We start from the raw sequence: 25996 nt of genomic DNA on the forward strand, positions 1-25996 counted from the left end.
GCACATACCCAGCTATCGCTGGCTTTCCTACATAACATACTCTAAAAGTAATTGATAATCAGATTTATAGACTTTGTCAAAGTTTTGGGACTTTGACAAAGTTTATGATGCAAAAGCGATTTGTGCGAGCCGTACGGGCATTGCTAATTTACTAATTTACTAATTTGCTAATTCTCTAATTATATACACTTCTTGGCTGTTGTAAAACAATTGATAGAGTAGCTGGGTATTGCTGTAGAACATTAAATCTTGATAGGTTTCCAAATGTTCATCTCCGTTTTTTAAACAGTACAATGGCTGGTAGTCAATCGAGCCAAACATAGGGTTATTGCGCGAAATGAGGAGGTGAAAAACCACTCCTTTTGCTACTAAATCTATGTATAAACCTCGGTTATTTTCAGTTACATAAAGTGGATGTATGCTGTGATGCTTGCAGGTTGTTTCTTTGGTAAATCGCGCGCTAAAGTCACCGATAAGCGGGTTGTTTTCACCTTTAGAACGTTCGTTTTCAGGTATTTTTTGATAGGTATACTCGTTGGGTGACAGGTAAAAATACTGCCATCGTTCATTTCTGTAGAAGAATACTTTTTCTTTAGATTTTGAGGTGTTTAGCTCATCACTTTGGTCGGATTCCTGACTGCGAATCTCATAAATATAGTAGTAATCGGCGGTATTTTGCACTTCGTTGAAGAAGGTTCTCCGCTGTTTATCTGTCCACTGTGGTGAATGGTTTACTATAGTTATGGGTTTGAGTTGTGTATCGCCATCGATTGCCCACGAGAGGCTTTGGTTATCGTTGAGATTCACATAATGGCTACCCAAGAAAGCGTATTCAAAATCGCATTGGTTCGTTAGTTGCAGGCTATCGATGAGTATTCCTTGACGGTTAAACTTGTAGAAATGAGGGTAATAGACGTTTTGCATCAATACCAACTGGGCGTGTTCGTTTAGAAAGAGGAAGTTGTATTCCAAGTTCTTATCGGGATTAGGGGAGAGCAGGGATAGTGTTTTGCCGTTTTTGCGGTAGGGCGTATGAGTTTGTAGTGAGAGGTAGTTGTCGTACTTTTTAGGAGTCATCATAACAGAATAGACGTTTTCTAATTCGTTTTGAAGTGCCAATAACAAAAATAAAACGAGCCCTACCAGTATGCCTGCTAAGAGCCATTGGCGCGCCCAACGGTAGTAAAAGCTGTAGTAAAAAAGAAATAAGAATGAGAGTGCAACACTGCACAATACAGCACAAACGACCGCAACAAATGTATCAAACTCACTTTTTATCCAGAACGCAACAGCTACGCATACCACCATCACGCTGATGATGATAATGAGGTATTTTAGTGCTTTTTTATAAGGAGGGGTGTTCATATCAATACTAAATTTCAGGTTACAAAGGTAAAAAATAGTTTGCAAAATAGCAAGAATTGGTTCTTCAATAAAGGTAATTTTACTGATTTTTATGTAACCATTTTACCCATTTCTATTATTTTGAATTTGTTAAGGTACTACGTCATTAGTACGTCACATTTTTGTAAGAGTTTTATTTATAGTGAGTTATAAAAGTGTGTAAATGAATACTTTTTACGCGTATAAGTTATAATTGGCTATTTTTAAGCTTGCAATCTGTTAAAATAGTATTAAAAAGCAGCTGTGAATTGTTAAAATTGTTAAAAACACTACTATTTCACTACTTCAATGATGTGATAAAGTTAACATATCTTAAATTAATTTGGAGGGTTTATTTTCCCGTTTGTACCTTTGCACCAGATAAATAACCCACGCATAGTGCGTAATTTAATAAAAAGAAATAATATGAGAAAAAGAATTTTTGCTTTAATGGCATTTGTATCTTTAAGCCTTGCCTACGTAGGCTGTAAATCGGATGCCGATGACGGGGTAGGTGAAAAACCACGCCCAAGTACTGAAAACAGCTTCTATTTTAGAAATGGTAGAACTCACACCATTCATATAGAAGAAGGTTCCACCCGTTCTGTAACCATTGATGGTGCTACCAATAATTTTAATTTCGAAAGCCCTTCTACAGCTTTAACTGTAACTAAATACACCGATCCTCAACCTCATTTGGTAATTCACGCCTATGACAATGAGAGCGGTAGTCACGATATCCGCATTACGGATACCGACCCAGCTACTAATGCAGCTAAAACAGCTACCCTTACGGTTGTGATTGTAGAAAGAGATCGCGGATGGAGAGGTAACACCCTCACTATCGAAAATATAGATGGCGACCTTACTGAGGCAAACTCTAAAGATGAAGTAGAAGTTGAAGCCCCTGTGGGTTATGAGTATCAAGCGAGTAGTAAGGCTCCTGCCGCTGTGTTTGATACCCGTGTAACGATCACAGGCTCTGGCAACAAAGTGAAGGTGAAAGCTACAAACCACTACGATGAAAGTACGCCACTTACTTTCAAATTTACCAAAGCAGGTGAAGAAGATAAAACTGTGGTCATTAAAAAAGTAACCAAGTTCTGGGCTATAAACGGTACCACTGTAACTGGACTTTCTAATGCTACTTATGTTACCAAACGCAGTTTTGATATGCTTACAGTGCCTCCTAAAGTGCCTTATAAAGCAACTACAATCACTGAAGGAGGTTTTACCGCAAATATTTCACAAGTTCAAAATGATAATTATCTGTATGGTAATGCTAAAATTACCAAAATAGACCTAAATAATGTAACACAGGTAAGTTCTAAAGCTTTCTACGGCTCACAAAACTTAGAAACTGTGATTGCTAATAAAGTAGAGAAAATAGGAAGTTCAGCTTTTAGAGGTACTAAAGTAAGCAAATTTAATCTACCAGAATTAAAAGAATTGGCGTATGATTCATATGAAAGCTACCATGGTTCGGGATATATAAGTGATTTACACATAGGACAAGTATTTCCTTCTACTACTACCCATATCATTATAGGGTCTAAACTTACTAAAATAGGAGCTTGGGCTTTGTTGTTTACTGAAAATTCATTGAGAGAATTGCGTATAGGAGTAACAACCCCCAGCCAATTGACTGTTGCATCAGGTACTCTTAGGTATGGAAATAATTTTGGGACGTATGCTTATGCACAAAGTCCTATTGGTAATACAAATAATGCGACCTTGTATGTGCCAACAGCAGCTGTGGGAGACTGGAAGATACGCCAAACTTGGATAGCAACCAGTTTTGGAGATAGAATAAGAGGCTATTAATAGCTGTTTTTAAGGAACTCTGAGAATCTCGGAAAAACTCTGAGAATCTTGGAAAAACTCTGAGAAACCCTGAGGAACTCAGAAAAAAACCTTTGAGAATAAAAACAATTAAAAAAATCACAAGAAATGAACAAAATTAAAATATATACCATTGCTGCCATTACAGCGCTCAGTGCGAGTGCTGTAACAGCACAAGATAACTATCGCCCTTGGCTCGTAGGGGCGGGCGTGAGCACTGTAGACTTTAAGGTGCCCGAAAGAAGCGTAATGAAAGACTGGTTTGGGTATCCCGATATGAATATCGGCTTCCGCCTCAACGCCGCTCGCTACATCAAAAAAGGTATTACTGCCGAAGCGGGTTTTGCATACGCTAGCATTAAGAAAGACCAAAATTACTTCCCTGATGTAGAGGAAACTAAACTCGAAAACGCCAAAACTTACTGGGCGTTTGACGTACGCGGTCGTTATCACCTCAACCGTTTATGGGATGCGCTTCCTTGGCTCGACCCTTATCCACAAGTGGGTGTGGGCGTTGCTTCAGTAGATAGCGAAAGCAAATTTAAGTTTATCGCGGGTCTTGGGGTGAACTTCTGGTTTACAGATGTAGTGGGCGCCAATGTGAACACTGCCTACAACGTAGGGGGTGGCACTGGTCACGACTACTACCAATGGGGCGCTGGTGTAGTGCTTAAATTGCCTCTTACCGCTCGCGAAAACCCTATCGTAGACCACGTAGAACGCACCAAGGAACCTAAAGTAAAAGAGAAAAAAGACCGCAAACGCGTATCGGCAAACAAAGCGATTACTCGTGTAGAAACTCCTGAAGAACGCGAAGAGCGTACCAAACGCGTGGTAAAACAGATAAACCTTTATGCAAAGACTATCTTGTTTGACACCGATAAATCGGTAGTAAAACCACAAGCTGAGTTTATCTTGGACAATATTGCGGTGATTATGAACGAAAACCCCGATTTCAACTTCGTAGTAGAAGGGCATACTGATAACACAGGTACTCCTGAGCACAACCTCAAACTCTCACAAGATCGCGCTGATGCTATCAAGCAATACCTTTCACGCCACGGTGTGAGCAAAAAACGCCTCGAGGCTAAAGGTTATGGGCAAACTCGCCCTATTGAGAGCAACGATACTGAACGCGGTAAAGAGATTAACCGACGTGTAGAAATCAATGTTATCAAAGAACAACAATAGTTAGTGATGAAAAGTACCTTCCATATTCTCTTTTTTTGAATACTTGTTAAAATTAGAGGGTTCTTCACAATGCAATCATCATAAATGTTTTTTAATAAGGTAATTATATTTGCTTTTTGGAGAACTATGGGAGGGCTTTTTTTAATTAACAATTGACAATTAACAATTGACAATTAACAATTGGCAATTGACAGTTGGCTGAAAAGTTTTTTTCATAGGTGGCTTATTCACCACAAAATCTCATTTTAATTATACAATAATTGAAAGGCTCGGCGATGGGAATTGCTGAGTCTTTTTTTTGTAAAAAGTTCGATATTTAAGAAGCAGTGAAATATTTTTAATCTCCCACGAATTTCACGAATTTTCACAAAATAAGGACTATAAAGGACTCTTTACTTTACATTATCTCACGAATTTTCACCTGACGGTGAATTATAATGCTCTATTATTCCGAACTGAGATTTTTTAAGAATTTATCTAACAAGCAGTAAAATATTTTAAATCTCCCACGAATTTCACGAATTTTCACGAATTGGGGAGTGTGAAAGTCTTTATTTTTTATTATCTCACGAATTTTCACCTGACGGTGAATTATATCCGAACTGATGTTTTTTAAGGATTTATCTAACAAGCAGTGAAATATTTTTAATCTCCCACAAAGCCAGCGAGTTGGCGCAGCTGGGTATGTGAAACACGAATTTTCACGAATTGGGGAGTGTATAAAAGTCTTTATTTTTTATTATCTCACGAATTTTCACCTGACGCTGAACTATAATGCTCTATTATTCCGAACTGAGGTTATTTTTTATATTGGACTCACATTAAAAGTGTAAGCTATAGGTGTGGAAAACAGAAGTATAATAGGCTCATCTTTTGATGGGAGATGAGCCTATTGTTTTTCTAATTGTTGTTATAATAACGATTTGTGATTAGAGGGTTGTTTCCTTTACGGTTTTGTTACCAGGACGGTCGGTAGCCGTTACGACTACTTTATCGCCAGAGAGGGCGGCGTTAGTAGCGGTGGTGCTATAGACCCATTTGCCTTCTAAGAGGGTTGCTTCGCCTTGTTCAACAGGGGTATCATCACTGTTTATAATTGCGACTTTCACAGTGGTTACCTTAAAATTATCGGTGACGGTGATGGTTATTTTTTCGCCGCTGGCAGCCCCTTTATAAGCTGAGACATCTACGTTTTCAATCACTGGAGCTTTGAGGAAATCGGCGACAGCGAGGTTGTAAGCAGATACGCCTTTTCGTTTCTGAGCTTCGGTGGTATAGAGTACTTTGAGGGAATTGTCCTGCAAAGCGTTTTTACCGTAGGCGATAGCACTTGAGAATTTGGTTTGTTGAGCTATTTGTTTAGCGGTTGGTTTTTTGGTACGCACTGGGAATTTAGAGACGATGGTTTCACCATTGCGTTGACTGAAAACGATTTGTTTTCCGATTCGACCAGAAAGGCCTTCTGTTACGATGTTGTTAATACTTTTTGCCATTTTTGTTTGATTTTAAAGTTGTTAATAATTAGGGGTTAGGGGATAGTGAATAGGGGATAGTGCTGGACACGTCAGCCTGTCCAGAGGGGCTGACCACTATTCTATTTCCTATTCATTTCTGAACTTTATTTCCTAACTTTTACGGTGCAAAATTGCGGTGAATTTTGCGAGTGTGCAAAAAGTTGTAACGAGGGGTAACAGGGTTGTAACAGAGTAGTACAGATATGAGATTGATTTACAACAAATAATGTTCATACATCAGTTTGATGCCTTCTTGGAGTTCAACAGAGTGTTGCCACCCGAGTTGGTGTAACTTGCTGGGGTCGGTGAGTTTGCGCATTGTACCATCGGGTTTAGTGCTATCGAAGACTATTTTTCCTTGATAGCCAATGGTTTCTTTTATCATATAGGCGAGTTCTTTGATAGAAAGTTCCTTACCCGTACCAATATTGATATGGGTGTTGCGTACTTCTTTGGCATTAGCAGGATATGTATCTTTAAAATTGATGCGTTCCATTAGAAACACACAAGCATCGGCCATATCTTCACTCCACAAAAACTCACGCAAAGGAGTGCCCGTACCCCATAGCGTAACTGTTTTGGCTGTAATACCATATTTTGATAAGATTGTTTTTATTTCTTCTTGGTTGTTTTTACCACTTATTCCTTCTACCGGACGCTTGTTGAGGTCTGTTTTTACTGCTTCCCAATCATTTTTAAGCAAGGCATTTGCTAAGTGTATTTTGCGTACCATCGCTGGCAATACGTGAGAATTTTCGAGGTGAAAATTATCGTTAGGCCCATAGAGATTGGTGGGCATTACAGCAATATAATTAGTGTCGTATTGCAGGTTGTAACTCTCGCATAGCTTGATGCCCGCAATTTTGGCAATAGCATAGGGTTCATTCGTATATTCTAACGGAGAGGTGAGCAAACAGTCTTCTTTCATAGGCTGGGGTGCTTCCTTAGGGTAGATACAAGTACTCCCCAAGAACAACAATTTTTTCACCTTATTTTCGTAAGCCGAATGAATTACATTGTTTTGAATCATCAGGTTTTCGTAGATAAAATCGGCGCGATAGGTGTTGTTAGCCATAATGCCCCCTACTTTGGCTGCTGCCAAGAAGACATAATCGGGTTTTTCGTTTTTAAAGAATTGAGCGACGGCTTGTGCATCACGTAGGTCGAGTTCGGCACTTGTTCTGCCTATCAAATTGGTATATCCTTTTTGAGAAAGATTCTTCCAAATAGCAGAACCCACTAAACCTTTGTGTCCTGCAACATATATTTTAGCGTTTTTATTCATTGTTATTCAAAGTAATTCATTACAGTGAAGCCACCTTCTTTGAGGTAGGCATCGCGTTTGAAGAGTTTGATATCCGAGCGCATCATATCTTCAATCAGTCCTTTAAGGTCATACTCAGGTTTCCAACCTAAAACGGTTTGCGATTTGGTAGGGTCGCCGATGAGCAAATCTACTTCGGTAGGGCGGAAATACTGAGGGTCTACATTTACCACTTCGGGGTTATTGGCAATACGTTCGCGTATGGCACTGAGGTACTTTTCGCCTACTTTTTCGCTGAAAACAGAAGTATCTACTGCTGTGATATAGCCTTTTTCGTTTACGCCTTCGCCTTTAAATTCGATAGTGAGACCTATTTCTTTGGCAGCCATTGTGATAAAATCGCGGATGGCGGTAGTGATACCTGTAGCAATTACATAATCGCTGGGGGTGGGTTGTTGCAAGATGAGGTACATCGCCTTGATATAGTCTTTGGCGTGCCCCCAGTCGCGTTGAGAGCTGAGGTTACCCATATAGAACTTATCCTGCATACCCAACGCTACCCTGCTGAGAGCACGGGTTACTTTGCGGGTTACGAAAGTTTCGCCGCGTATAGGCGATTCGTGGTTGAAGAGGATACCATTAGAGGCGTGCATATTATAGGCTTCGCGGTAATTCACAGTAATCCAATAGGCATACAATTTAGCGACTGCATAAGGTGAACGCGGATAGAAAGGAGTGCGTTCACTTTGAGGTACTTCTTGCACTAAACCGTAGAGTTCGGAGGTAGAAGCTTGATAGATACGCGCTTTTTCGGTAAGCCCCAAGAGGCGTACAGCTTCAAGGATGCGCAAGGTGCCGAGACCATCGGCGTTACCTACGTATTCGGGTGTTTGAAAACTCACGTGCACGTGACTCATCGCTGCGAGGTTGTAGATTTCATCGGGTTGTACCTCTTGGACAAGGCGTGTGATATTCATACTATCGGTAAGGTCGCCGTAGTGTAGGATGAGGTTGCGGTGTTCTAAATGAGGGTCTTGGTAGAGGTGGTCGATACGGTCGGTATTGAAGAGGGATGATCGGCGTTTCATACCGTGTACTTCATATCCTTTTTTGAGGAGGTATTCGGCGAGATAGGCGCCATCTTGCCCTGTGATACCTGTAATGAGTGCTTTTTTTGTCATTTTATTATTGGTGTAATAAAGGAGATTGTTCAAGGGGCGAAGTTACGAAAAATATTGGAGATAAAGATACTTTTTGTAGATATTTTTTAGTAGGTATTGACTGCCCTTGCCCACGAATTACACGAATTTTCACGAAATTGGGAGTGCATAAAAGTCTTTATTTTTTATTATCTCACGAATTTGAGGCTGTCCTAAAAGTTTTTCTTGAGAGGGCGTTTGCAAAACGCCCCTACAATGTGACTAAAAGTAATTGATTATCAGATTTATAGACTTTGTCAAAGTTTTGGGACTTTGACAAAGTTTATGATTTATCGCCTACTCTCAAGTTTAAGGAGTTTTTCTCCATTTGCTATGAAAAGAGCTGCTATTTGTTGAGCTCCGTAGGTATTGAAATGATTGGTGTCGTACATTATTGGTTTTCCTGCTATACAACCATCATTAGGGATGTAATGAGAAAGGTCTATTATATGGAGGGTAGGGAATTCGGTTTTTAGGGTGGAGGCAAATCTTTCCCAACGTTTGTAATTTTTCTTGTATTTTTCTCCTCTAAGAGAGGTAAAGTATTGGATTCCTAGTTGCTTTTTGAGCTTTTGGTTTCTTTGAACATCATAATCAAAATTAGCTGATGAGTTTAGCACATAAACGTCTTTTCCTGCCGCTAACAAGGTGCGTATAGTAGTGATGAACTTTTGTGTATATGCAGGGATATTTTCTCTATCGGTAGTATATGAGTTTACTAAAAAGATAACATTGTACTGGAGGTAGTGTTCTTGCAAGTAATCGAGTGCCTTTTGGCATTCAGCTGTAGGTTTCCACCCTTGAGTGTTTAATAGCGATGGACAAGCTCCTGCTGATAGGACATCGGCTTTCCAACCTTCTTTTTTACCTACTATATCTATGAAAGGGGAAATGAGAGGTATGGCTATCGCCTACAAAAAGGATTTTTTTAGGATAAAGGCTTTTCGTATCACCTAATGTTTGCAAGGTATCTTTTGAGGAACTACATTTTTCACACACTACTGGTGGAAAGTGTGATGAAGTTTTTTGAAGCTCGGGAATTTTTGCTTGATACAGACTGTAACTAATGGCAATCACTACAATAAGAGGCAATAGGTATAAATACAAAAAGCTCTTCTTGAAAGTGTATTTTTTCTTTCTAAAAGGTTGTTCTACAAAATAATAGGTGATTATTGAAAGTAAGAACATTAGTATAAAAGCCCCTAAAGCGACCCCAAAAGGTAAGTCGCCTACTCCTAAAAAATACCTACACATTGCTAATATAACCCAGTGCCATAAGTATAAAGAGTACGAGAGTTTTCCTATCCACACTATAGGTGGTATTGAAAATAGTTTTTTCACATAGCTTCCTTTTTCATTAGCTACAATTAGTAGCGCTGTAGGGACACACAACAAGAGTGAAGTTACCCCTGGGAAATAAGGAGGAACAAAAATGCCTTTGATACACAAGCAAGCTATTACTATTACCAAAGTGCTACTACCTAATATATTAGACATTTGCACTGACAAATGATTACCTTTTAAGCACAAGATTACAGCCAGCAATGAGCCTGTGAGCAACTCTATCATTCGCAAATGAGGGAGGTAGTAAGCATCTAAGTGTATGCCTATTTTCTCTAATGGTAAGAAGGAGAGGCATAGCAAGAAAAACATTGTAGAGAGTAATACAGCTATGATATGTTTTCTGAGGAACTTACTTTTAAACACTAACCACAACAATAGAGGAAAAATGAAATAGAATTGTTCTTCTACAGATAGTGACCATATATGATTGAAGGGGCGTTCTTCGGTAGCAATATCAAAATAGCCTCCTACTCTTGCAAAATAGAAGTTAGACAGAAAGAAAACAGAAGCTACTGCACTGTTGGCAACGCTATAAAAATCTTTGGTTAAGAAGAGCCATCGTGTGAGCAATAACCCTACAACTATCACTACAAAACAAACAGGAAGAATTCGCCTGATGCGCCTATTGTAGAAATTGGCAAACGAAAAGTTGTTTTGCTCCATCTCACGGTAGAGAATAGTGGTAATGAGAAAACCTGAAATAACGAAAAAGATATCTACCCCCAAAAAGCCATTGGGCAAGAGCGTTGGACTTAAATGAAATAATACAACGGCTAAAACCGCTAAAGCGCGAAGTCCATCGATGTCGGGGCGATAAGTATTCTTTTTCAGCATAGTAAGTTTTTAGTCCTTTTCTAAGATTTGTTTTAAGGTTTCTCGATTGATTTTCTTTCTTTCCTTATCGAAAAACCAGCCGTACTTATTGAAGTAATAAATAGCGGATTTAATATGGGCTTTCAATAGTTTGATATTTTTATAGGATGCTTTTTGATATTCGTGTACAACAACAGCTTCGGGGAAGAAGATGGTTTTGTAGGCACGATGGATACGACGGTTGAGGTCGAAATCTTCCATATACATAAAAAAGTGCTCATCAAATAATCCTACATTCTCAAGGGCTTCGGTGCACAAGAACATAAAACACCCCGAAAGGATGGGGATGTTCATCGTTTTGCTATAACTAAAGGCGTGTAACTCAAAACGTTTGTTGCTTTTATCTCTCCACTTTTTGAAAGGGATGAAACGCCTAAAAATGAGGTCGAGAGGGGAAGGTAGGAGTTTGCAAAGGTATTGCAGCTGACCATTGGGATAGATGATTTTTGGCATTATATTGCCTACCTCGGGGTGCTCATTCATATAATGAGTGAGTTTTTCTAAGGTGCCTTTTTGTATGACAATATCAGGATTTAAGACTATGTGATAGGGCAGCCCTTGCTCCATAGATTTTTTGATAGCAATATTATGAGCTTTGCCGTACCCCATATTCTCGTTGTTGAAAATATAGTGTATTTCCTTATCGGGGTACATCGTTACAATGCTTTTGAGCTCATCGGTAGGCGAATTGTCGACAAGGAATAGCTGTAACTGCTGGGTTTGGCAAGCGAAGTAGCTATCGATTGCTTTTTTTAAAGGGGTGAGGTCGGTTTGATATAACACTATAGAGGCAGAGAGTTTCATTCCGATAATTTTTTAATGACGTCTAAATATTGGTACTCATAAGTAGTGTCAGGTTCTAAATAAGCGCCTTCCGACCATTCATTCCAAGCGTTGATGAATACAAATTCATTTCCTTTGGCAGCTTCGATAAGAGAGAGTTCTTTTAAAAAGTGTTCAAAATTGGCAGGAGTAGCGTTTACAAAGAATTTAGAGCGATTTTTGTATCGGGGAGTGTTATCCCAATCTACAATAATTGATTGATAGGTTTTATCTTGGGTTTGTTGTGCTAAGGCTAATAGGGCTTCACCAAAAGCTACGTAGTCTACTTTTTGGCTTTTTTCCATTTTAAATTTGAGTCGGCCTATCCAGAATTGCATTTTTTCAGGCAAACGTCTGAGTTTTTTTTCTATTGCAGATACCCACGATTTGCGTTGGAAAAACTTTTTGTTGAACAAATAGCGAGGTTGAAAGAGCATTTTAGCTTGGAAGCTGTTATACACTTCGTCTTCTCTATCGAGGTCATAGGATTTCATTCCGATAAAATAAATACCTTCAAAACCATTTTCACGGGCTTTTTGGTTGAAGAAATTCATCCATTGGGTTTGATGTTTATTGAGTTCGGGGCGATAGATACAAAAGACAGGTTTTTGGTCTATGGTAATATAACGAGGGTCTTTGAAAAAAGGTAACAAATAATCAAAATGTTGTTGCCAAAGATCTTTATCATTTAAATGTTTTTGTTCCATCAGTATTTCGGAGCTACCGATCCACTGTTTTGTCCAAGTTTCGTTTGCCCAAGTGATACAGAAGTTGAGGTCGTTGTTATGGTTTGCCAAAAACAACTCCATAGGCTTGCCTAATAATAGCTTGCCATCAAACCAATAGTGATAGAAATTGAAGCCTGCTAAGCCGTATTTTTTTGCCAATTGGGTTTGCCAAGCAATTACCTCAGCTTCAGTAAGGTTGTAGTAGTTGTTGTTTAAAGGGATTCGGGGTTGTCGTTGTTCTTCAGTATATTGTTGGGCGGCTTGTACCAATTCCCAATCGGTAAATTGGTGTCCCCACCATTGGTTGTTTTCTTCTATAGAGTGAAACTGAGGGAAATAGAAGGCTATATATTTCATTGTAGTGTTCTTTTAAGTTTGTTGTATATTTTTATTATTACATATTTTATTCCCAAATACTTATAGAGTATAGAAAGGAAATCACTTTTAAATTGTACATCTTTCACTTGGGTAGAAATTCCATCGTTGCTATATACGGCTATGGTGAGTTCTACATATTCAAATTTGTATTTTGACCAGAGTTTTAGGTTTAACTCATAATCGGCTAATAACTTGTATTTTAGATTGTACGGGTGTTGTTCTACTATTTTCTTAGGATAGAAAATTGCTTGGTGACATATATTTTGTTCTATGAGTTTGGCGGTTGTAAACGCGCCGTCGTATAGTGTTTGTGTGTTTTTTAAAAGTACATTGCCGTAATAGATGGTGTTCTCATTTTGCAATATTGGGGTTATTTGGTTTATAGTAAAGGTAATTTCATCATCGGCGCCTAAGAAATAGAGAAATTTTCCTTGAGCGAGTGCAATCCCCTTGTTCATTGCATCGTAAATTCCTTTGTCTTTTTCAGAAATCCACCTTAATTGAGGAATTTTTTGGGTAAAACTCTCTATAATAGTTAGGGTTTCATCGGTAGATTTACCATCTACGACTACCACTTCGCAGTGATGATTTTCCCCTAATTGTTGCTGTATAAGAGAAAGGCAGTGGGCTATATGTGAAGCCGAATTATATGTGGGGATGATGATAGAGAGTAGCATCAGGACGATGAATGTTTAGTGTTTGAAGCGCGAAGATACAAAAAATATTGTAAACGTTGTTGTTTTTTAAGAGAAAAGTGAATAGTGAAAAGTTTTGAAGGTGTTTTAAAAAAAGCTCTATTTGTGTGAGCGTTTGTGAAACACCTCTATATAACACAATTCAAATATAAGCGTGAAACTTTGGCTAATTAACGTGAGTTCGGCATAAATAATTATTTAACAATCAGCAAAATATTTTTAATTTCCCACGAATTACACGAATTTTCACCTGACGGTGAATTATAATGTTCTGTTATATCGAACTGGGGCTATTTTAGTATTTCTAAATATAAATTTCTAAATTTTTCAACCATTTTCTCTTTTGTAAACTCTTCTTCATATCTTTTTTTAGCACCTATTGATAGCTGTTGGTATTTCTTTTCATCAGTAAGCAATTCTATAATAGCTTCTGCTAATTTGTTAGCATCTTTAGGGGGCACAATAATTCCTGATACATTATTGAGGTTTACCCAATCAACCCCTGAACCTTTGATACTTGTAGAAATAACAGGTTTTCCAAAAGCCATAGCTTCGATTTGTACTACTCCAAAAGCTTCTGAGCGCTCGGTAGAGGGGAGGCAAAATATATCACAAAGTTGATAATAAGCACCTAACTCTTCAAAAGGGATTTTCCCTAAGAGTTTTACTTTGTCTTCCAAATTATAGGAATGTATTTGTTTTTGAAGTTTGTCTTTTAGTTCTCCTATACCAGCTATTAAAATAATTGTATCATCGGGTAAGGATTTTGAAGCTTCGATAAGGTATTCAATACCTTTATAATAAACTAATCTTCCTAAATAGAATACTATTTTTTTTTCTTTATATTCTTTTTTTAACTCATTAAGCTTTGTTTCATTTACTGTTAGTTCTTTATTGTCAATACCAATAGGAATGCAAGTTATTTTATCTTTATATTTTTTTAAGGTAGAAGATCCTTCTACATAAGTGGGGGTTGTAATGACTATTTTGTCTGCTTTTTTTAATAACCAAGTTTGTAAGGGGGCGTATAGTTTAAGTAGGTTTTTTTGTCGTATGATATCACTATGCCAATGTAGTATAATTTTAGCTTTAGGTTGGGTGAGAAAAACAGCTAAATTAGCCATTGGATTAGGTAAATGGATGTGTATAATATCATAATTATGTTGTATTTTTTTGAGAATTGGAATTATACTATAACTCAAAGGGGTAGAAGCTAATACTTTTATAGTATGAGCTGCAAATATTTTATAGTGTTCATCAAAAAAAGAATTTCCTTTTAAATGATTAGCACATAAAACATCTGTTTGAATACCTTTTTCATTTAGTCCTTCAACAAGATCAAAATGAACTTTTTCTACACCTCCTGAATGAGGAAGATAGAATTTTCCTATTTGCAATATTTTCATACTATATTTTCTAAAATGATTTGAGTAGTTTTTTTAAAATGAAAATGATTGTTTATAAAATTTTTTTGTTCTATTTTTTGAGGAGATAAGGACAATAATTTTTTTGCTAAATCTTCTGGACTTTCTTTATTAAAAAAATAGCAATTTTGGAATTCGGTATAAATTTCTTTAAAAACCTCAATATCAGACAATAAACAAGTTGTTCCTAAATAAAGAGCTTCTAAGGGAGGAAGCCCAAAACCTTCATAAATTGATGGTTGCACTAGCATAGAAGCCTCATTCATATAGTTATAGAGTTCCTCATCGGATATTCTACCTGTAAAAATAATATTTTGATCTTTAAGGAACTCTTCATTAGAGAGTTTGGTTTTAAATCCTTCTTTTTCGCCTACAATTACCAATTGTTTATCAAATCCTTTTTTTCTTGCGTATCTCCATCCTTTCACTAAGGTTTCTAAGCCCTTGTGAGGTTTGATATTGCCTACAAAGATAATAAATTCTTTGGAATTAGAAACTTTTTGTGGGAAATAATTTATGAGCTCATTTTTAATAGCACAAGGAGCTACAACAATATCTTTTGCTTTTTTGAAATGGAATGAAATTCTTTTTTTAGAGAATTCTGAAACAGTAAATATTTTTTTAGTTATTTTAACAGCTCTATTTAAATAAAATTTCCTTATATAGTAACCTATTTTTGAAGTAAGTTCTTTGATGTCTAAGAAAACAACATCGTGGATAAAAGCATAAATAGGTATTTTTATTCCTATTGGGATATTAAAATTAGGGGTTAAAAATACGTCGTAAGAGTTGATTTTTGCACAAGGGAAGCAAAATAATTCTTTTACTGAAAATATAGGTATATTTACTTCTTGAATTTCTACATTCTTTGCTTTATATTTAGATAGTATATTAAAATTTCCTAACAATAGGTAATTATTCTTCTGCTCAGCCAATAGATAAGGAAGAATACCTTGTAAATAAGTTCCAATACCTGAACTATTATACATTCTACAATCGATAGCTATTTTCATATTTATTAGAACAATATAGATTTATAAGGCACTAAAGCATTATTTGGGATGGCTAATGTTTTTATTATTTGAGAAAGAGCATATAAACACAAAAGGAATCCTATCAAAATTTTGGTTACTTTTCCTTTAAAAGCATTAGGCAAACAAGCTAAAAAGAAACACTCATAAAAGCGGTAATACAAAGAGAGCCTTGTAGCGATAATCTCTACCTCACTGAACAAAAGATAGATACTAATATTTAAGAGAGCACACCATAAGAATATATTTTTTGTTCTTTCAGAAAGGTGAACTCTATTGATAAAGAAAAAAGTAATGAATAATATTACAAATCTCACAAATGTACTGAATGAATAGAGAATATTAGCATTATAAGACTCATCATTTCGATAGGATATAATTCTTTCTATTAGGCGCAAATCAACCCCTATAATAGTACCTAATCCTTCTAATATAAAAGAGGTTACCCCTAAGTAAGCAGAGGGGACTATAATCCCTAATACTATCCAAAAGATGAGATTTGTGCATTTCTTTTTTATAATAAAGATAATTGGTAGAAAAACGAGTGCTGAGTAATGAAATAAAATAGCTCCTAAAAGCGACAAATAGAAATACCAATTTTTATTTACGGAGAGAAAATAGTAACTCAGAGCTATAAAACCTAAAGCAAGCCCTTGCCGAATACCATTCATTTCATATACTAAGAACCAAAAGCTTGAATAAATACAAATAGAAAGTAAGGGATATAAAGAGACTTTTTTAAAAGCGTATACCTTTAGGGATAATGAGATAAAGAAAAATAAGAAGAGAAAAAGGTGGAAATTACCTCCTATATATTTTATAAATTCAGCGAACCACTGAAACCCTATTTCAATATCGTCGGGGTTATTAAAAATATCTCGATAATGAGCAGTATCTGTACCTACTGTTATATCTCTTAATCCTGCGATGTATAGAAGCGCGAAAATAATAGGGATATAACTGAATACATATATATAGGTTTTGACTTCTTTAGAGAGTTTCTCTGTAAAGAAGAAGCGAGCTGTAAAAGCTAAAAACGAATATATAGGCACTAAAAAGTACATTTATAATTTAAATAATAAAAAACCTTTAATTCTCCCCTTTAAGCTTCCCCAATAGAACTTTTTATTAGAGGATAATACAATTCCCCCTATGCTACGGATAAGATATTTGAGGTACATTATAAAATAAGTATAGTGCTTTCTTCCTAAAATTTCTTTTTTAAATAGTGCTCCAAAGCCGAGCCCATAGGAATAAGCTCTTTGATAGTTGTTAGAAGCAGCGTTTTGAGGATGAAATACTTTAGCATTTTTTGCAAAAATAGCTATGTCTTTTTTATCTAATAGTTGCCATATATAATCAGTTTCCTCACCTGAAGAGAAGAAAGTTCCAACTCCAAGACGCTCATCAAATAATTTCTTCTTATCAAAGATTACAAACAAGTTAAAAGAAATAGCGTATTTAAATAGAGATTTACGACTTAGAACATCTGTTTTAGAGATAAAAATATTTTTAGTAATACTATCATAAGCCTCTACTAATGTAATTTTATTTTTTTTCTCTTTGAAAGTATATACAATTTCTTCTAAGAGATTTTCAGTATAATAACAATCATCATCAGGAAAGCCTATAATATCTCCAGAACATTCTTTAATACCAATATTTCTGTTATAAGAAAGCCCTTTTGTACTACTTCTAATGTATTTAATGCTTAAAATATTAGTATATCTATCAACAATATTCTGAACTTTATAGTGTTCATTCTGATCTACAATAATGAGTTCAAAGTTTTTATATGTTTGTTTTACAAGAGAGTCTAATAGTATGTTAATTTCATCTACACGCCCCAAAGTAGCAGTTACTAATGATATTTTCATAGGTTAATTTTCTTTATTTTCTCAATAAGGTTATTTATATGAAAATCTTCAGAATAGAAATGGCTAAATACTGTTGATTTGTAATTTTCTAACACATTAATAGCCTCAATATTTTTTTTCTCAAAAGAGATAATCTCTTCTAAAACTTCATCATTATTTGATATTTGAATTTGATATTGTGTATTTTTTAATCCTTCTTTAAAAGCAAAAATATAGTTACTGTATATTGGAATGACTCCATTAGCTAAGTAAGTATTCATTTTTGTAGGAGTAGCAACTCTATTCATTTCAATATCTTTACGGATAATAAATCCATATTTATAATGTTGTAATGCTTCAAACAACTGGTTATAAGGCAAGTGATCTATTAGGACATTTTCTAAGTTATATTTTTTTAAATAATCTTGAGCTTCTTTTTTTTCAGAAGTGTATAGAGTAAGTGTTGCATTTGGTATTTTAGTCTTAATTTCTTTATATATCTGTAACATTTCATCAATACATTGCCATTTAGACATAGTTCCTGCATATACAAATGAAGGAGTTTCGTATTTTCCTTTCACAAAAAAACTTTCCTCTATCAATTTCTGATTGAAACAAGGCATTACATAAAAATTATCCTTAAATTTGATTTTATATTTATTCTCATAGTGATATTTCATTCTATCGGAAACAAATAACGCAAAAGAAACTAATTTTAGTGATATATATTCAAAACATCGCCAAAGAATATATTTTAGCCATTTATCTTTTTTTGTATAATTTACTAATATTTCCTCAGGCATAATGCCTTGATACCAACATATTACTTTCTGTTTTCTATTTTTTAAGAGGAGTTTTATATGGGCTTTAGCATTGACAACAACTACTATTTCTGTTTTTTCTATTTGTTTAATATTATCTACTATAAGGACATCTTCTCCAGACTCTCTTTCCAAGGCCTTTTTAATAATATTTACATAGTGAATAGTAGCATCGTGTCTGTCTCCCTGCTCAAAAAATATTTTATATTTCATTTCTTTTCTTAAAAAATTCTACGATTCGTTCGCAAGCCTTACCATCGCCATAAGGGTTGTGTAAAGCACTCATTTTAGTATATTTCTCTTGGTTGTTAAGTAGTTGCTCGCATTCACCTACTATTTTTTGCTCATCGGTACCTACCAAGATTACTGTACCTGCACTTACTGCTTCAGGGCGCTCGGTAGTGTCACGCATTACCAATACAGGTTTGCCTAAGCTAGGCGCTTCCTCTTGTACGCCACCACTATCGGTAATGATAAGATGGGATTGGTTCATCAGCCAAACAAAGGCAGGATAGGCTAAAGGTGCTATGAGCTTCACATTTTCAATACCTGATAATATACGATAAACAGGTTCTTTTACATTAGGGTTTAAATGCACTGGATAGACTATCTGTACCTCAGGATTTTGTAAAGCGATTTTTTTCAGAGCCTGACAGATATGTATAAAGCCTTCGCCTTGGTTTTCACGCCTATGTCCTGTCACTAAGATTAGCTTTTTAGAGCTATTTAGTGCCTTTTTTAAAGCATCAATCTCTTCATCTTGTAATTTTTCTACTTTTTTAGTACTTTCTAAAAGAGCATCTATCACTGTATTGCCCGTTACCAAAATACTTTTTTCATCTACCCCTTCTCTTAATAAGTTTTGCTTTGCTTGCTGGGTAGGAGCAAAATGAAAATCGGCTATAGCTCCTGTTACTTTTCGGTTAATCTCCTCAGGGAAAGGTGCATATTTATTAAAAGTCCTAAGTCCTGCTTCTATATGGCACACTTTAGCTCCTGCATAAAAGCCTGCAATACTCGCCGCCATAGTGGTAGTAGTATCGCCGTGCACGAATATATAGTTAGGGCTACAATGCTCTAAAACAGCTTTTAGTTCTGTAATAATTGTAGCGGTAAGTGTATACAAATTTTGATTAGGCTTCATCACATTAAGGTCGTAATCCGCTTTTATCTCAAAGAAATCTAACACTTGATCCAACATCTCACGATGTTGTGCTGTTACACATACTTTTGTATCAAAAGTTGTTTCTTTTTGAAAAGCCTTTATAAGCGGAGCCATTTTAATAGCCTCGGGGCGTGTGCCAAATATAAAAAGGAGTTTTTGAGTCATTATCTAAATATTTTCTTTATTTTGTACCAAGCTATTCTAATAATAAAATAAAAACTATTTTTCCATCCTGAAACACGCCATTCTTCCAAATATAGAGAAATAACATTGGAAGAAAGACCTCCAGCCAAATATTTTGCAATTATCAGTTCTTTATATTTAAAAGAAAATCCTTTTTTATATAGTGTGTAAAAAAAATCATAATCAGCACAAATTTTATAATTTGTATTAAATAGATACTGCTGTTGAAGTTTAGTTTTCACAAATACACATTGATGACAAAAAGGAATACCTACTTTTATTCTTTTTAAAGAAGTTGTTTTCCGTGTTTCCTCTTTATCAGGATATACATATACTACATTTCCATAGATTACATCGGTATCATTCCAATCATTATCCTTAAATACTTTTTCTAATACTTGCTGATCATAAAAAGTATCACCTGCATTCATAAAGTTGAGCCACACCCCTGTAGCTTTTAGAGTTCCCTTATTCATAGCATCATAGATGCCTTTATCAGGTTCACTTACCCAATAGGAAATTTTATCCTCGTATTTTTTGATGATGTCAAGGGTGCCATCGGTGCTACCTCCATCTATGATGATATACTCTATATTAGGGTAGGTTTGGTTGAGTACCGATAGGATCGTATTTTCAATATCCTTCACTGCGTTATAGGCAACGGTGATGATGGTGATAAGGGGTGATTGTGTGTTATTTGACATAGCTCAATATTTTTCTAAATATCTTTTTTGCTATAAAACTTATATCTATTTTTTGATTTTTATTGTTCATATAAAAATCTAAAATATGATACATATTATACTTTTTAGCTTGTTTTTTTATATTTTTTCAGTAAGAACCATATTTTAGTATTCATTCTTATTATTAGATCAGGGCGATGATTCTCTACAAAATAAGCTCCAGCTAAAGCATAATACAGATATAATTTTTCTCTATCAGAAGCTATAGTAATAGAGTCGTTATGAGCTCTGAAGTAGGACAAAGGTTCGTTTACGAATGCGAATTTTTGGTATTGATTAGCTGTTAGTAAATACATCAACAAATCATTTCCTATAGCGTGCATAGCAAAATCACTTGCTACTTTGTTAGGTATATCGGCAAGTGTATTATTTTTTAAATCGTTTAATCTAAACAAAGCGCAAGCTGGAGAGACGGGATAATCTTTATCATCTATAATACTCTGTATATATTTTTCTGTGGGATATAATCCTGTTTTTCCTATTCTATAGAGAGAGACTTTATGAGGTTCTGTAATGTTAACTTTAAAAATTTTAGCACTTGTAAAAGCGAATCCTACTTCTTTATCTTCTAAAAAAGGAACTGTTTTTTCTAAGAAGGTAGGATCGATTAAGTCGTCTGACCAAAGAATTTTAGCATATTCTCCGGTAGCTTCGTTTATACATCTTAGCCAATTTCTTACAGGGCCTATATTGGTTTCATTTTGATAAATTTTGACACGATCATCAGTTTGCGCTAAAGCTTGGAGTATTTTCCAAGTGTTATCAGTACTTTTGTTGTCGACGATTACAATCTCGGTATTTGGGTAGGTTTGATCTAAAGCGCTTTTTACTGTTGCTTCTATCAGATTTTGCCTGTTGTACACTGGAATTAGTACGCTTACTTTTGGAGTATTCATTTTGTGATTTTTTGTATAAGTTTTTTAAAGATTTCAGATATACTATGAGTTTTTAGCACATTGATCATTATTTTTAGTTTGCTTGTTTTTTTTAAGATTAATTTTCTTTTTTGCTCATCTTTTTCAAAGTTAGGAATTATATAAAGAGGATGTTGTATAGGGAAAGATATTTTTCCGGTTTTTCGGTTTGCATTGTCATCCTCGGCGGAATGAGTATGAGTAGCTTCTGCTCCAAATCCTATGTTAGAAATCAGATTAACAGTTGGGATAATGGAAAGTCCATTATTTATCATTATGGTTAGTTTCCATTGATAATCCCAAGTATCAATACCTTTTAGATATAATTTGTCGTATATTTTAGAAAAGTAGAGATACTCATCTTTATTAGCGAACAGTTTTTGAAATATATTTTTAGCTTTCAGGTCGGGGTAATAAGAAATATCTTTGTCGTAATATTTCCAAGCTCTTCTCCAAGAAGCCCACCCCCAAATATGTTCATATTTAGAAAAATAGTATGTTTCTTTATCAGTAGAGAGATTTTCTACCAAATCATTTGTACCTGTTATAAGCCAAATTCGAGTGTCGTTTTGGTATTTAATAAGTAAATCTTGACAGAAATAGAAAAAACTATCATCTGGCAAACAGTCATCTTCTAAGATGATACCCATTTCTTCATTATTAAAAAACCAAGAGATAGCAGTACTTACGGCTTCTTTACAACCTAAGTTTTCTTGTCTAAAGAGGGTTTGAACCTTACAATCCCAATTGATATTTTCTAATACAAAGTTTCTTACTTGCTGTACGATTTCATTTTCAGCTTGCTTATGAGCTCTGGCACCATCGCTTGCGATATAAAGTTTTGAGGGTTTATTTTTTTTAATAGTTTCAAATACTTTTTTAGTAGTGTCTAATCTATTAAAAATTAGGAATAAAATAGGGGTGTTTAGTGTATTCATATTCTTTTTTGATATAATCGTTTGCTAAAAAAAATAACTTTTCTGAGGATTCTCCAAAAAAGATAGACTATTTTGTCATAGGGAGTAATGCTTTTTGTTATTTCGTTATATTTTTCATCTAAACGGGGGTCTTGGGTATTAAAAACTCTTTTTTGTTCCTCTATAACATTCTTTTTTATCAAATACTTAAAGAATGAGGGGTATAATTTTTTATAAAGAGGATAATCTAACAGTATAATATCTGTAGTTTTTTTGTATTCATCGATAAGTTTGAATGTATTTTCTGCTGTACTGCTTACATTTTCATCACATCTGTACATTAATAAAGGCACCCCTACTATTTTAAGTACTTTTGTTTCTTTAGTAATAGAATAACTGAACATATAATCCATCAAGGGATAATGTGTGTCGTCAAAGCCATTAAGCTTAACTGCTACTTTCTTATTAAAACAAACTCCAGAAATTGTAGAAAACACGCCAAAAATATAATCAAATGGTTTTAAGGGAATTACTCTATAATTTTTATTAGATTCTTGTATAGATATTTCTGAAATATGAGTAAAAAGAAAGTGTTGTACATAAATAGCATTTACATTATATTTATATAGTTTTAAAACATCATATATTTTTTCGATATAAGAAGGATTGATCAAGTCATCATCGTGAAGCATTACCACAAAGTTTGTTTGAGATAGTTCAAAAAGTTTGTTCCAATTACCTGTCATCCCTACGTTTTCTGTATTTTTATAGTAGAACAGATTGGGAATTGCTTTGTACTCTCGTAACAATTGTTCTGTTTCGCACTCTCGTTCTGGATTATTATCTACTACCATTATAGCAAAAGGGCAGTTTGTTTGCTGAGCTAAGCAACTTTCAAGGGTCTCTCTAAGCAAGTGAGCTCGCTTGTAGGTAGGGATTGCTATTGTAATCTGTGCTCCTTCAGGGACAACTCCTTGCTTTATAGCTATAGAGGGTATATGGGTTACGGCTGTATATCTCATTTGAAAATGTTTTTTAGTTTGTAATAAGTTTCTTGTATACCTAAATGAATGAATTGAAATATTGTGAGTTTAAATTCTCTGAGTACGACAAAAGGCCATTTCCAATTATTGTACACTGCTTGACAAAATCCTTGTACAAGGACTAAGCCTAAAATTCCCCAAGAGGTATATTTTAATACTATAAAACTTCCTATTGCGATTCCAATTCCTGCTAAAAGAGCAGGTTTGACAAAAGGAATATTATTCTTGCTGATAATAGCTGTTGCAAAATGTGAGTGATTGTTTTCTAAAAGTACAACTATTATATAAAGACAAAGAATCAATTTATTAGGCAGAAAAGCATTTGAGTGTATATATCCTAAAATTGTATTACCTAAGAATAGTAATATAATTCCTCCTAAAGTGAATAGTATGTAAAAAATAATTATACTAAAAGAGAACAAGCTTACAAAACCTTGTGAGTTTCCTTCTACACGTAAGGCAGCAAATTTGGGTTGAAAGGTAATAAAAAAAGTTGTTGCTACTGTTGAGAGTATATTTACCAATTGCATCATCAATCCATAAGAGGCTATTTCTGCGTTTGATAAGTATAAACCTGCTAAGAACATACTAAATTTTGTAATGGCATAAGCTCCTACAAAAACTAAGCCTAATTTTTTAGCATTGTACCATATAACATCAAAAGTTGCACTGATTTCTTCCTTGCTAATATTGTAAGGTTTTAACTGGGTTCTAAATTCTTCTGTAAAAAGAAATCGATAACACAACATTCTATTTACAAAAGGAGCTATAAAATTTGCCAATACAACTCCCATCAGTCCCCAACCTATATACAAAAATAAAAAAGTAAGCCCTATATAAACAATCCGAGAGGCGAGTAAAGCTATTTTAGTTTCTTTGATAGCACCTTTTCCCGTGAGTAGGAAATTGTAATATTCATAATAAATAGTAAAAGCAGTAGAGGCTGAAAAAATTATCCAAATAGGCAATGAGTGAGCTACTGAATGGAAGCCATCTGTAACCTTGTAAATATATAGACTTCCGACAGAGAGCATTACCAGTAGCACTAACAATGCTAAACGGAGATAGACATACTGACCTACTTTTACGAGAGTAGCTATTAATCGGTAGTTGATAGCCACTTCTGCAGAGGAAGCATCGTCTATTCCTTCTTTTTTTAGTGTTTGAGCACCTCCGTATACATAGCTTACATTACGACTAAATTGAGGTGAAAAGCCAAAGTCGAAAAGGAGTACTAAAGATGAAACTGTTAGAAAAATATAGTTGAGTGCAATTTCTTCTACAGTTAGCATTTTTAAAATAAGAGGTAGGGTAATGAGCCCAGAAGCTAAACTAAAGAACTGCGCTATATAATTCCAAAGTACATCTGTTTTAGTTATCTTTATCATCTGTTTCCTATTGTATTAGCTCCTTTAAAGCCACTTAATAAACTTTGGTCGCTCCAAAAATAATCCCATTCTCCAAATCTGCCTATACTAATGATAGCTACTGTTCTCAAATAATCTTGTATTAGAGCTACGTTACTCTTTCTATTGAAATCGAATACTACATTAGCGTATTTTTCTTCTCGATAATCGGTAATTGCAATGTCGTTAAGTTCCCAAAGTTTCATTTGTATACCTTTTTCGATAATGTGGTTTACCAAACTATCACCGGAAAGTTGTTTAGGTTTCTTTTTTGAAAAATAGGTTTCAAACTGTAAGGAGCTTTTTCCTTTTGGTACATTATAGGGTGATTTGAGCGAAGGAGAATAGGCTCTTGCAGGCAAAATATCCTGATCATAGATATAAAACCACAAATGTTTAGGTATATCAGGGCGATTGAATCCTATAGACACTAACTGACCTGAGGTTGCCAACAGTTTCTCACCAGCTTCAAGAATGCTTTTAGGAGCATCTTTTATAATTTTTACTATCTCAGGCAGAGGTAAAGAGCTAATAAGTTTTTCATAGTTAGTTTCAGAACCATCTGCAAAAGTGATTTTCTTGTGAATAGGGTCAATAAGAGCAACTTCTTTCTGTGTCTTTATAGAAGTGTTTGTAGCCATTGTATTTAGGAAACTTTTATAGCCTCCTTGTTGTGGATAGCGCATTTCTTGAGCGTAATAAAAGTTCTTTTCTTGCACTTCAAAAGCCCCTCTTAATAGTACTTCTAAAGATGGAATGCTAATTCGACTGCCTAACCAGTCGGTAGAAAGTTCTTTTGAAGGGAGTGTCCAATATTTATAAGTGTATTTTTCAGAAAAATGTTCTTTGAAATACGTCCCGAATTGCACCAATAGCCAATCTTCATAGTTCTGAATCGTATTAAGAGTAGGTTTAGCGACAAAATCTTCTATAATTCTTATTTTTTCATCTATAGACAAAGGGGCAAGGTTGTTTTGTACAGGATGTTTTAACCATAAGTTTTTATAATAATTAGATGATTCAGGCTTATGACTATAGAAAGCTGTATTGTTTTGGAAAAGGTTTTTTACTACTTCTGATTTTGTAAAAGAAAGATGGACAAACTTATCAAACAAGAAGCCTTCACCTATTGAGAAGTTATCACATAAGCCACCCCAAGAACTATTTTTCTCAAAGATAGTATGTTCAATACCTCTTTGTGATAAATGATATCCTGCCGCAATACCTGCTATTCCTGCTCCTAAAATTGCTACCAAAATT

23 protein-coding genes are annotated in these 25996 nt (G+C 35.0%); 2 read left to right on the forward strand and 21 right to left on the reverse strand.

Going from position 1 to position 25996, the window contains the following annotated elements:
* Nucleotides 1-159: 159 nt before the first annotated feature.
* Nucleotides 160-1365 carry a hypothetical protein gene (locus tag JMN12_RS06310; RefSeq protein WP_203138079.1) on the reverse strand — a complete coding sequence of 402 codons (1206 nt, stop codon included), beginning with the start codon at nt 1363-1365 and terminating at the stop codon, nt 160-162.
* 444 nt (nt 1366-1809) lie between these two features.
* On the opposite strand from JMN12_RS06310, the gene JMN12_RS06315 reads away from it, so the two are divergent.
* Entirely contained in the window at nt 1810-3207 is a 1398-nt protein-coding gene (locus JMN12_RS06315) for a leucine-rich repeat protein (protein WP_203138081.1), read from the forward strand.
* Nucleotides 3208-3333: 126 nt separating this feature from the next.
* Nucleotides 3334-4416, forward strand: coding sequence for an OmpA family protein (locus JMN12_RS06320; protein ID WP_203138083.1), 1083 nt, complete (start codon nt 3334-3336; stop codon nt 4414-4416).
* A gap of 929 nt (nt 4417-5345) precedes the next feature.
* On the opposite strand, the gene JMN12_RS06325 is transcribed toward JMN12_RS06320, so the two are convergent.
* The 20 genes from JMN12_RS06325 to JMN12_RS06415 all read right to left on the reverse strand — a co-directional run bounded on the left by JMN12_RS06325 (nt 5346) and on the right by JMN12_RS06415 (nt 25992).
* Nucleotides 5346-5909 carry a hypothetical protein gene (locus tag JMN12_RS06325; protein ID WP_088593479.1) on the reverse strand — a complete coding sequence of 188 codons (564 nt, stop codon included), beginning with the start codon at nt 5907-5909 and terminating at the stop codon, nt 5346-5348.
* Between the two features lie 235 nt (nt 5910-6144).
* Nucleotides 6145-7215: a GDP-L-fucose synthase family protein gene (locus JMN12_RS06330; protein ID WP_203138085.1), complete on the reverse strand. Its 1071-nt coding sequence runs from the start codon at nt 7213-7215 to the stop codon at nt 6145-6147.
* Between the two features lie 2 nt (nt 7216-7217).
* Nucleotides 7218-8375 (reverse strand): GDP-mannose 4,6-dehydratase, encoded by a 1158-nt coding sequence (gmd, locus tag JMN12_RS06335; RefSeq protein WP_203138090.1) that lies wholly within the window; start codon nt 8373-8375, stop codon nt 7218-7220.
* A 308-nt stretch (nt 8376-8683) separates the two neighbouring features.
* Entirely contained in the window at nt 8684-9301 is a 618-nt protein-coding gene (locus JMN12_RS15225; RefSeq protein ID WP_317193616.1) for an SGNH hydrolase domain-containing protein, read from the reverse strand.
* Complete coding sequence (locus JMN12_RS06340) at nt 9258-10571, reverse strand: acyltransferase family protein (RefSeq protein WP_238423833.1); 1314 nt, start codon at nt 10569-10571, stop codon at nt 9258-9260. The genes JMN12_RS15225 and JMN12_RS06340 overlap by 44 nt, the downstream gene beginning before the upstream one ends.
* Before the next feature lie 9 nt (nt 10572-10580).
* Nucleotides 10581-11414: a glycosyltransferase family 2 protein gene (locus JMN12_RS06345; protein WP_203138091.1), complete on the reverse strand. Its 834-nt coding sequence runs from the start codon at nt 11412-11414 to the stop codon at nt 10581-10583.
* Nucleotides 11411-12517, reverse strand: coding sequence for a glycoside hydrolase family 99-like domain-containing protein (locus JMN12_RS06350; RefSeq protein ID WP_203138092.1), 1107 nt, complete (start codon nt 12515-12517; stop codon nt 11411-11413). The genes JMN12_RS06345 and JMN12_RS06350 overlap by 4 nt, the downstream gene beginning before the upstream one ends.
* Nucleotides 12514-13215 (reverse strand): glycosyltransferase, encoded by a 702-nt coding sequence (locus tag JMN12_RS06355; protein WP_203138093.1) that lies wholly within the window; start codon nt 13213-13215, stop codon nt 12514-12516. The genes JMN12_RS06350 and JMN12_RS06355 overlap by 4 nt, the downstream gene beginning before the upstream one ends.
* Before the next feature lie 308 nt (nt 13216-13523).
* The gene (locus JMN12_RS06360) at nt 13524-14639 is read right to left on the reverse strand and encodes a glycosyltransferase (protein WP_203138094.1); all 1116 of its coding nucleotides are present in this window, start codon (nt 14637-14639) and stop codon (nt 13524-13526) included.
* Nucleotides 14636-15670: a glycosyltransferase family 4 protein gene (locus JMN12_RS06365; RefSeq protein WP_203138097.1), complete on the reverse strand. Its 1035-nt coding sequence runs from the start codon at nt 15668-15670 to the stop codon at nt 14636-14638. Before JMN12_RS06365 ends, JMN12_RS06360 begins: the two co-directional genes overlap by 4 nt.
* 5 nt (nt 15671-15675) lie before the next feature.
* Nucleotides 15676-16752, reverse strand: a complete 1077-nt coding sequence (locus tag JMN12_RS06370; RefSeq protein ID WP_203081074.1) for an EpsG family protein — start codon at nt 16750-16752, stop codon at nt 15676-15678.
* Nucleotides 16753-17565: a glycosyltransferase family 2 protein gene (locus JMN12_RS06375; RefSeq protein ID WP_203081075.1), complete on the reverse strand. Its 813-nt coding sequence runs from the start codon at nt 17563-17565 to the stop codon at nt 16753-16755.
* Entirely contained in the window at nt 17562-18578 is a 1017-nt protein-coding gene (locus JMN12_RS06380) for a hypothetical protein (protein ID WP_203081076.1), read from the reverse strand. The genes JMN12_RS06375 and JMN12_RS06380 overlap by 4 nt, the downstream gene beginning before the upstream one ends.
* Complete coding sequence (wecB, locus tag JMN12_RS06385; RefSeq protein ID WP_203081077.1) at nt 18568-19695, reverse strand: non-hydrolyzing UDP-N-acetylglucosamine 2-epimerase; 1128 nt, start codon at nt 19693-19695, stop codon at nt 18568-18570. Before wecB ends, JMN12_RS06380 begins: the two co-directional genes overlap by 11 nt.
* Nucleotides 19695-20417 (reverse strand): glycosyltransferase family 2 protein, encoded by a 723-nt coding sequence (locus JMN12_RS06390; protein WP_203138099.1) that lies wholly within the window; start codon nt 20415-20417, stop codon nt 19695-19697. Before JMN12_RS06390 ends, wecB begins: the two co-directional genes overlap by 1 nt.
* Before the next feature lie 104 nt (nt 20418-20521).
* Complete coding sequence (locus JMN12_RS06395) at nt 20522-21352, reverse strand: glycosyltransferase family 2 protein (protein ID WP_203138101.1); 831 nt, start codon at nt 21350-21352, stop codon at nt 20522-20524.
* Nucleotides 21349-22308 (reverse strand): nucleotide-diphospho-sugar transferase, encoded by a 960-nt coding sequence (locus tag JMN12_RS06400; RefSeq protein WP_203081080.1) that lies wholly within the window; start codon nt 22306-22308, stop codon nt 21349-21351. The genes JMN12_RS06395 and JMN12_RS06400 overlap by 4 nt, the downstream gene beginning before the upstream one ends.
* Nucleotides 22305-23309, reverse strand: a complete 1005-nt coding sequence (locus JMN12_RS06405) for a glycosyltransferase family 2 protein (protein WP_203081081.1) — start codon at nt 23307-23309, stop codon at nt 22305-22307. Before JMN12_RS06405 ends, JMN12_RS06400 begins: the two co-directional genes overlap by 4 nt.
* Complete coding sequence (gene wzx / locus JMN12_RS06410) at nt 23306-24718, reverse strand: O-unit flippase-like protein (RefSeq protein WP_203138107.1); 1413 nt, start codon at nt 24716-24718, stop codon at nt 23306-23308. Before wzx ends, JMN12_RS06405 begins: the two co-directional genes overlap by 4 nt.
* On the reverse strand, nt 24715-25992 hold the full coding sequence (locus JMN12_RS06415) for a protoporphyrinogen/coproporphyrinogen oxidase (RefSeq protein ID WP_203138108.1): 1278 nt from the start codon (nt 25990-25992) through the stop codon (nt 24715-24717). Before JMN12_RS06415 ends, wzx begins: the two co-directional genes overlap by 4 nt.
* Between the last annotated feature and the right edge of the window lie 4 nt (nt 25993-25996).

Origin of the sequence: Capnocytophaga genosp. AHN8471 (assembly GCF_016806945.1) — a bacterium.
Taxonomy (GTDB): Bacteria; Bacteroidota; Bacteroidia; order Flavobacteriales; family Flavobacteriaceae; genus Capnocytophaga; species Capnocytophaga periodontitidis.

Bases quoted from the DNA above. Each gene is read 5' to 3' on its own strand.
- gmd (WP_203138090.1), bottom strand. From the start codon at position 8,375: ATGACAAAAAAAGCACTCATTACAGGTATCACAGGGCAAGATGGCGCC.
- JMN12_RS06330 (WP_203138085.1), bottom strand. From the start codon at position 7,215: ATGAATAAAAACGCTAAAATATATGTTGCAGGACACAAAGGTTTAGTG.
- JMN12_RS06340 (WP_238423833.1), bottom strand. From the start codon at position 10,571: ATGCTGAAAAAGAATACTTATCGCCCCGACATCGATGGACTTCGCGCT.
- JMN12_RS06405 (WP_203081081.1), bottom strand. From the start codon at position 23,309: ATGAGATATACAGCCGTAACCCATATACCCTCTATAGCTATAAAGCAA.
- JMN12_RS06380 (WP_203081076.1), bottom strand. From the start codon at position 18,578: ATGAAATATAAAATATTTTTTGAGCAGGGAGACAGACACGATGCTACT.
- JMN12_RS06370 (WP_203081074.1), bottom strand. From the start codon at position 16,752: ATGTACTTTTTAGTGCCTATATATTCGTTTTTAGCTTTTACAGCTCGC.
- JMN12_RS06375 (WP_203081075.1), bottom strand. From the start codon at position 17,565: ATGAAAATATCATTAGTAACTGCTACTTTGGGGCGTGTAGATGAAATT.
- JMN12_RS06345 (WP_203138091.1), bottom strand. From the start codon at position 11,414: ATGAAACTCTCTGCCTCTATAGTGTTATATCAAACCGACCTCACCCCT.
- wecB (WP_203081077.1), bottom strand. From the start codon at position 19,695: ATGACTCAAAAACTCCTTTTTATATTTGGCACACGCCCCGAGGCTATT.
- wzx (WP_203138107.1), bottom strand. From the start codon at position 24,718: ATGATAAAGATAACTAAAACAGATGTACTTTGGAATTATATAGCGCAG.
- JMN12_RS06390 (WP_203138099.1), bottom strand. From the start codon at position 20,417: ATGTCAAATAACACACAATCACCCCTTATCACCATCATCACCGTTGCC.
- JMN12_RS06365 (WP_203138097.1), bottom strand. From the start codon at position 15,670: ATGAAAATAGCTATCGATTGTAGAATGTATAATAGTTCAGGTATTGGA.
- JMN12_RS06320 (WP_203138083.1), top strand. From the start codon at position 3,334: ATGAACAAAATTAAAATATATACCATTGCTGCCATTACAGCGCTCAGT.
- JMN12_RS06350 (WP_203138092.1), bottom strand. From the start codon at position 12,517: ATGAAATATATAGCCTTCTATTTCCCTCAGTTTCACTCTATAGAAGAA.
- JMN12_RS06325 (WP_088593479.1), bottom strand. From the start codon at position 5,909: ATGGCAAAAAGTATTAACAACATCGTAACAGAAGGCCTTTCTGGTCGA.
- JMN12_RS06400 (WP_203081080.1), bottom strand. From the start codon at position 22,308: ATGAATACACTAAACACCCCTATTTTATTCCTAATTTTTAATAGATTA.
- JMN12_RS06360 (WP_203138094.1), bottom strand. From the start codon at position 14,639: ATGAAAATATTGCAAATAGGAAAATTCTATCTTCCTCATTCAGGAGGT.
- JMN12_RS06395 (WP_203138101.1), bottom strand. From the start codon at position 21,352: ATGAATACTCCAAAAGTAAGCGTACTAATTCCAGTGTACAACAGGCAA.
- JMN12_RS06310 (WP_203138079.1), bottom strand. From the start codon at position 1,365: ATGAACACCCCTCCTTATAAAAAAGCACTAAAATACCTCATTATCATC.
- JMN12_RS06315 (WP_203138081.1), top strand. From the start codon at position 1,810: ATGAGAAAAAGAATTTTTGCTTTAATGGCATTTGTATCTTTAAGCCTT.
- JMN12_RS06355 (WP_203138093.1), bottom strand. From the start codon at position 13,215: ATGCTACTCTCTATCATCATCCCCACATATAATTCGGCTTCACATATA.